Here is a 6,878-nt window from a genome sequence, read left to right as displayed (position 1 = left end):
TCCCTGATCCGGTCGCGCAGAATCTCGACCGATTCGGTGCTGGATTTCCGTACAAGGTCAGCCACTTCGCTGGCGTTCTTCAGCGTCGTCTCGAACGACTTACGGGCAAATTCAGCCTGCTTGCTCATCAGGTCCTGCGGGTTGCCGGGCGCCTGGTAGTTCTGCGCCATCCGCGTAACCTCGTTGATGGCATTCTGCACCATCTCATGCTGCCTCGCCAGCACCGAGGAGGCGCCGGCCGCACTTGCCTTCGCCGACTTCTCGAGAGCTTCGAGGTTCTTGCGATGATGATCGAGGATCGCCTGGACATCGACATTCGGCAGTTTCAGGTCGCGGCCGAACCTGCTGAACATGTCGAAGAACGAGTCGGATTCCGGTTGTTTTGCCATGCCCTGCCTCCCGTTTTGCTGCCCTTGCGGCGTGCCAGCAGGAGAATAGTGCCAGTTAGGCCCGCGTCAATTGACCAGAAACAGCCGCTCCGCCGTATAGAGCGCCAAGCCGGCCAGCCCGCCGATGATCATGCCGTTGAAGCGGATATATTGCAGATCCTTGCCGATATTCGTCTCGATCAGCCGAGTCAGCTGCGCCAGGTCCCAGCGCTTGACCTGGTCGGCGATGAATGTCGATACCCCGCTTTTCTGGCTCTCGACAAACGAGGCCAGCGCCACGACAAAGCCCTGGTTCATGTCAGCCCTGATCTGCGCGTCGTCGGCCAGATGCCGGCCGACTTCGACGAACATGTTCGCGAGGTGCTCGCGTATCGTCGAACTCGGCGCATTGACGTCCTGCTCGATGAACAGGCGCAGGCTCGCCCACGCATCGCCGGCGAGCGTCCTCACCTCCGGGCGGCCGAGAAAATCGCGCTTCAGCTTCTCGGCGCGCCTTGCATATTGCTTCGAGGTCCTGAGCCGCTCGATGAAGCCCAGCGCGAAACGATCGAATTCGGCGCGCATCGGATGATCGGGATCGGCCCTGACCTCATCCAGCAGCGAGCCCGCCGAGGCGACGATCTTCTTCAACAGATAGGTATCGGCACGAAACAGGTTGAACAGCGACGGCAATTCCTCGCGGATCTTCTCGCGCATCGTCGCCAGCGCCTGCTCGTCCTTGAGGAAACGGCCGACCACCCGCGTGAACTCATCGAACAGCTTTTGATGGCGGCGGTCGTCGGTCAGCGCCGACAGAAGGTCGGCGGCCAAAGGCGCCAGCGGCACCTTTTCGATCTGCTCCAGCATGCGGCTGGTGACGAAGCCGCGCAGCCCGGATTGCTCCACCGCGGTCAATGTCTGCGGCACCAGCCGCGCGACGAACCGCGACAGGCCGGCGGCGCGCTCGGCGTCGGCCAGCCAGTCGGCGACCAGGGCGGCGAAGTCGACCTCGGCGAGCTTTTCGCGCACCGGCTCCGGCGCCAGGAAATTGGCCTCGATGAAGCGGCCGAGATTGTCGGCGATGCGGTGCTGGTTCTCCGGGATGATGGCGGTGTGCGGGATCGGCAGCCCGAGCGGCCGCCTGAACAGCGCCACCACGGCATACCAGTCGGCGATGCCGCCGATCGTCGCCGCCTCGGCGAAGGCCGCGACGAAGCCGAGCCACGGATAGGCAGCCTGGAAGGACTTCGCCAGCGCGAAGACAAGGATGCACAGCGCGAGCGCGGCCGCGGCGATGAATTTGGTCCGCCGCAGCGCCGAGAGCTTTGCCTGCGCGTCTGCGTCGAATCGAACCGGCGCGAGAGCCGGAGCTGATTTAGACATGAAAAGGCCGTTTCCTGTTTGCACCCGCCTCTATCTAGTGCATGTCGCCCAAAGGTGCGCAGCGGTTCTGGGAAAACGACATGCATAAAAACAAAGACTTAAAGCGCGTCGCCTGAATCCGCTTCAGCGCGACGCGCTTTATGCCTGCGCCCGCGAAACGCTCGCCCGAAGCACAGGAGGGCAAATCGGGCCGCCATCCGCCCGGCCCGCACAAAAAGTTGACACGATTATTCAGCTATGTGCCAGTCCAGTCTGGAATTGTTCCAAACTATGGGCCATATTCGGCTTAAGCTAATATTTCGCGAGGATACCATGCGGCTCACGCGCCAGACCAATTATGCGATGCGCATCCTGATGTATTGCGCCGCAAATACCGACAGGCTGAGCCGCATCCCCGAGATCGCCGCCGCCTATTCGGTGTCGGAACTCTTCCTGTTCAAGATCCTGCAGCCGCTGGTCGAGGCCGGCCTTGTCGAAACCGTGCGCGGCAGGAACGGCGGTGTCAGGCTCGGCCGCCCGGCCGAGCAGATCAGCCTGTTCGATGTCGTGCGCGTCACCGAAGAGAGCTTCGCCATGGCCGAGTGCTTCGAGAACGACGCCGCCGAATGCCCGCTGGTCGACAGCTGCGCCCTGAATTCGGCGCTGCGCGAGGCGCTCAACGCCTTCTTCGCCGTGCTTTCCCGCTACACGATCGCCGACCTGATCGCCGCGCGCCCGAATGTGCGCCACCTGCTGGGCATCGACCTGCTGGAGCAGCGCGCCCCTGCAGCCTAGGCGGCGGACTGCGGCAACACGAACGGCATGCTTCCTTCGGGTAGCGCGCCGACCTTCAGCCTGCAGTCGAACACCTTCTCGATCAGTTCATCGTTCAGCACATCCGCCGGTGCACCGGCGGCCGCCAGTTTGCCACGAGAGAGCACGAAAATCCGGTCGGCATACATCGCCGTCAGATTGAGGTCGTGCAGGATCGCCACCACGCCGCCGCCGCGCCGGGCGAAATCGCGGGCGATGTTCATGATGATGAGCTGGTGCTTCACGTCGAGGCTGGAGACCGGCTCGTCGAGGAAGAGATAGCGCGGCCGCCCTTCGAGCACCGGCGCCCAGACCTGGCAGAGCACGCGGGCAAGCTGCACGCGCTGCTGCTCGCCGCCTGAAAGCTCCTGGTAGAAGCGGCCGGCAAAGCCGTCGAGGTCGACGCGCGCCAGCGCCCGCTCGGGCAAACGCGCATCCTCGCCAGGCAGCACGCCCGAGCGCCCGCCGATCAGGCCGAGGCGCACGATCTCGCGCACCGTGAATGGGAAGGACAGCGCCGTGGCCTGCGGCAGCACCGCGCGCAGCGTCGCCGCCTCGACCGGCTTCATGGCGGACAGGTCGCGGCCGTTGAGCGTGGCGGTGCCGGTATAAGCGAGCTCGCCGGTCAGCGCCTTGAGCAAGGTCGTCTTGCCGGACCCGTTCGGCCCCACGATCGCCGAGACCTCGCCGGGCCGCGCCGCGAAATCGACATGCGAGACGATGCGCTTGCCGCCGATCGTCACGGAGATGTCGCGCGCTTCGATCATGGCAAGCTCACAGATCAATGACGCCGCGCTTGCGCAGCAGTATCCACAGGAAGAACGGCGCGCCGGCGACCGCCGTGACGATCCCGATCGGCAGCTCGGCCGGCGCGACGATGGTGCGGGCGACCGCGTCGGCAATAAGCAGCAGCGATGCGCCGAGCAGCGCCGAGGCCGGCAGCAAATAGCGGTTGTCCGGTCCGATCGCCAACCGCAGGACATGCGGCACGACGATGCCGATGAAACCGATGCCGCCGCTGACGGCGACCGAAGCGCCGACCGCCGCCGACACCCCGACTATCGCGATGTATTTCAACCGCTGCACCGGGATGCCGAGATGGCCTGCGGTCGCCTCGCCCAACGCCAGCGCGTTGAGGCCGCGCGACAGGAATGGCATCGCGGCCAGCGCCAGGATGATCACCGGCCCGACGGTGCCGATCTTCGGCCATGTCGCGCCGGCCAGCGAGCCGAGCTGCCAGAAGGTCACGTCGCGCAGCTGCCGGTCGTCGGCCATGAAGATGAGGACACCTGTCAGCGCCATGGCAAGGGCGCTGATGGCGATGCCGGCAAGCAGCATCGTGGCGACTGAGGTCCGTCCCTGGCGCGTGGCGATGGCATAAAGCAGCAACGTCACCGCGAGCCCGCCAAAGAACGCCGCGAGCGGCAGCGCAAGCGTGCCGAATGCGAGCGTGAAGGGCGCAAGCCATGTGGTGCCGAGCACGATGATCGCCACAGCGCCGAGGCTGGAGCCGGCGGAAACGCCGACCAAACCGGGATCGGCAAGCGGATTGCGGAACAGGCCCTGCATCACCGCGCCGCAGACGGCGAGCGCGGCGCCGATCAGCACGCCGAGCAGCACGCGCGGCATGCGGATGTCATAGACGATCAGCTGGTCGCGCGCGGCAAGCGCCGCATCCCCCGGAGCGGCCCCGGTGAACCAGTCGCGAATGACGCGAACGGCGGACGCATCCGAAGCGCCCGACGTCAGTGACAGGAACACCGAAAGGGTCAGCGCCAGGCACAGGAGCGCGATGACGACCCTTGCCCGCGCCGAGCGATCGCCCTCGGCCGCCATCACCCTGCCCACACCTGCTATGGACTGTTCGGCCACCGCCGCTCAGTCCGTGACCTGGTTGCCATAGATCGAAACAGCGAGATCGTGGATCGCCTCCGCCGTGCGCGGGCCGAAGCCGAGCAGATAGCCGCCGTCCATGTTGATCATCTTGCGGTTCGTGCCAGCCGGTGTCGAGGCGACGGCAGGATTGGCGAACAGCTCGTCTTCCGAGATCGGCGGCCCGCCGCCTTTCATCGTCAGGATGACATCCGGCTTGGCGCTGACGATCGCCTCATCCGTCATCCCCTTGTAACCGGAAAAACCCTCGACCGCGTTGACCGCACCGGCAAGCTTGATGATGCCGTCGGCCGCGGTGTCGCTGCCGGCTGCAAGGATCTTGCCGCCTTGGGTCGACAGCACGAACAGCACGCGCTTGCGGTCCTTGATCGAGGCCGTCTGCCTTTCGGCGGCCGTCAGCTTCGCGTCCGTCTCAGCGGCGAGCTTCTCGGCCTTGGCCTCGACGCCCAGCGCCTTGCCGACGATGCGGATATTTTCGAGGATGCCCTCATGGTTGAAGTGATCCGGCACCTCGATGAAAGGCACGCTTGATTTCTTCAGCACGTCGACCGCTTCTTTCGGGCCGCTGCCCTGCAGCGCCAGGATTCCGGTCGGATTGACCGACAGGACACCCTCGGGCGACAGCGCGCGCATGTAACCGACATCCGGCAGCTTCGCCGCCGCCTCGGGATAGGTGCTGGTCGAATCGCGGGCCACGAGACGGCCCTCCTCGCCGAGCGCGTAGAGGATCTCGGTGATCGAGCCGCCTATGGAGGCGATCCGCGAGGTGTCCGAAAAGACGGTCGTGCCTTCTTCCGCCTTGGCAGGCTGCATAGCGAGGGCAAGCAGGACACCGAGCATCGGCGTAAGGGCCGCGCGGAAACTGAGAACAAAGCGCATTGGGTCCTACCTTATGCAGCGGTGGGGCTGGGAATGCGCGGTAGGTTCTCGGCCAGGAAACGCCAGTCTTCCCGCTCGCGTTCGCCTTCATGGCGCTTGCCGAAGAACTGGATGATCATGCTGCCATTGGCATCGTAGGCCTCCAGCGAGGTGACATGGCCGTCCTTGGTCGGCTTGCGCACCGCCCAGACTTCGTGGATGTGGTCGGTCCTCAGATGCAGGTGGAAGGTCTCGTCGAGCACATTGATCCATGGTCCCATCGGCTTGACCGACTTGATCGGGCCGGAATGGATCTGGATGCAGCCGCGGTTGCCCACGAAGCACATGATCGGCATCCCGCCTGCAGCGGCGTGATGGAACATGGCGCTTACCGCATCATTGTCGAGCAGCCAGGCATAGTCCTGCCCCACCATACGCACCGCTCGCGACGGCTGAGCTTCAGCGTCTTCAGCATGCCGAAGAACTGATGCACATCTGTCAACCGGCTCCAGCGGTCGCGTAGGTCGCCGATCGAGGCGACCGAACCCTGCGCCTCGCCCTCCCCTTCCGCGGCGCTTGGGAGGATCGCGACGGTCGGCTCCTGGTTCGACGATTCGAGGCTCGCCACCAGCTTCTGGTAGGCATAGAGGCTGGATGCGGGCTTCAGATGCACCTTGTGCACCGCCTCGCCCGCTGCGTCGAAGAACTGCAGGCTGCGGCGGATTTCGTCACCCTCGCGCTTCTCGACGGCAAAGCCATGCGCCCAGACCTTCGGGAAGATGCGTAGGTCGATGTTTTCGCCAAGCACCATGGCGTTGTGGTTGCCGGTGACGACCTTGTCGTACACGCCGATCTTCTCGTGCACGGCGCTTTCGTTGCGGGTCAGCGCCATCACCTCGCCGACCGCCTCGAGGCCGGTCAGAAGGTCGTTGACGCGCGGCTCGACTCGCACCGCGCCGATGCCGCAATGCGCCGCGACCAGTTCCGCTTCCGAAATGCCCAATTGCGCCGAGAGATCGCGCTCCCGCATTTTCGGATTTTCTTCTCGCGCCCGCCGGATTTCCTCCGGCGACGGCTTAACGCGCTGGTCCATATCGTCCACCTGTATTGCCTGATGTGCGTCTATCGCCCGCCGACGGCGGTCACTTGTTGAGGATCAGCTTGCCCTGGCGGGTGATCTTCAGGCGGTAGAGCGCGCCGTGATGCTCGATGCCGATCTCATGCTCGCCCTGGAACAGCGTGTTGCTGGAGAGCGTCCTCACCGCCAGCGGCACGCGTTCGTAACGCATCTGCGTCTCTTCCGGGCGGCGGACGCGATAGCGGAAATCGTTGGGATTGTGCGTGTTCATCGGGTAGGTCCCTTTCCTCTGACGGCCACCGTGGCCGCAGCCTCATAAAATGCATTCAATTCTTGACTCGAATAATCATGTTTACTAGTCAGTGCATTACCGGACTAAATGAGTCAACATTTAAGACGCCGGACGTGATCAAAAATGCGAGCGAGCCATTGGCCAGCCAGCTACGAGCCTGAAAATCTGGAGTTGGGGCATGGGGTTGGTGACTTGGGGACGAACGGGCCTGGCG

Annotated in this window: 7 protein-coding genes and 1 pseudogene; 1 reads left to right on the top strand and 7 read right to left on the bottom strand. The window is 64.4% G+C overall.

What is annotated here, in order from left to right; genetic code table 11:
• Together phaP and EOA24_RS22725 are read right to left on the bottom strand one after the other, a co-directional pair.
• On the bottom strand, nt 1-389 hold a 389-nt coding region (gene phaP / locus EOA24_RS22730; RefSeq protein ID WP_127410088.1), incomplete at its 3' end, for a TIGR01841 family phasin.
• A gap of 66 nt (nt 390-455) precedes the next feature.
• Complete coding sequence (locus EOA24_RS22725) at nt 456-1,751, bottom strand: DUF445 domain-containing protein (protein ID WP_126082230.1); 1,296 nt, start codon at nt 1,749-1,751, stop codon at nt 456-458.
• A 312-nt stretch (nt 1,752-2,063) separates the two neighbouring features.
• On the opposite strand from EOA24_RS22725, the gene rirA reads away from it, so the two are divergent.
• The gene (gene rirA / locus EOA24_RS22720; RefSeq protein ID WP_040982432.1) at nt 2,064-2,525 is read left to right on the top strand and encodes an iron-responsive transcriptional regulator RirA; all 462 of its coding nucleotides are present in this window, start codon (nt 2,064-2,066) and stop codon (nt 2,523-2,525) included.
• Here rirA and EOA24_RS22715 read toward each other — a convergent pair.
• The 5 genes and pseudogenes from EOA24_RS22715 to hemP all read right to left on the bottom strand — a co-directional run bounded on the left by EOA24_RS22715 (nt 2,522) and on the right by hemP (nt 6,643).
• On the bottom strand, nt 2,522-3,310 hold the full coding sequence (locus EOA24_RS22715) for a heme ABC transporter ATP-binding protein (RefSeq protein WP_126082229.1): 789 nt from the start codon (nt 3,308-3,310) through the stop codon (nt 2,522-2,524). The genes rirA and EOA24_RS22715 overlap by 4 nt on opposite strands.
• Before the next feature lie 7 nt (nt 3,311-3,317).
• A complete protein-coding gene (locus EOA24_RS22710) occupies nt 3,318-4,415 on the bottom strand; it encodes an iron ABC transporter permease (RefSeq protein WP_126082228.1) in 1,098 nt (365 codons plus the stop codon).
• Between the two features lie 6 nt (nt 4,416-4,421).
• Nucleotides 4,422-5,315: a hemin ABC transporter substrate-binding protein gene (locus tag EOA24_RS22705; protein ID WP_126082227.1), complete on the bottom strand. Its 894-nt coding sequence runs from the start codon at nt 5,313-5,315 to the stop codon at nt 4,422-4,424.
• An 11-nt stretch (nt 5,316-5,326) separates the two neighbouring features.
• Nucleotides 5,327-6,387, bottom strand: a pseudogene (locus tag EOA24_RS22700) (hemin-degrading factor).
• 49 nt (nt 6,388-6,436) lie between these two features.
• A complete protein-coding gene (gene hemP / locus EOA24_RS22695) occupies nt 6,437-6,643 on the bottom strand; it encodes a hemin uptake protein HemP (RefSeq protein ID WP_042644917.1) in 207 nt (68 codons plus the stop codon).
• Nucleotides 6,644-6,878: the final 235 nt, after the last annotated feature.

It is taken from the genome of Mesorhizobium sp. M2A.F.Ca.ET.039.01.1.1 (genome assembly GCF_003998035.1).
Taxonomy (GTDB): domain Bacteria; phylum Pseudomonadota; class Alphaproteobacteria; order Rhizobiales; family Rhizobiaceae; genus Mesorhizobium.
The sequence above is the reverse complement of the archived record's forward strand: the minus strand, read 5'-3'. Positions and strand labels throughout refer to the sequence as shown.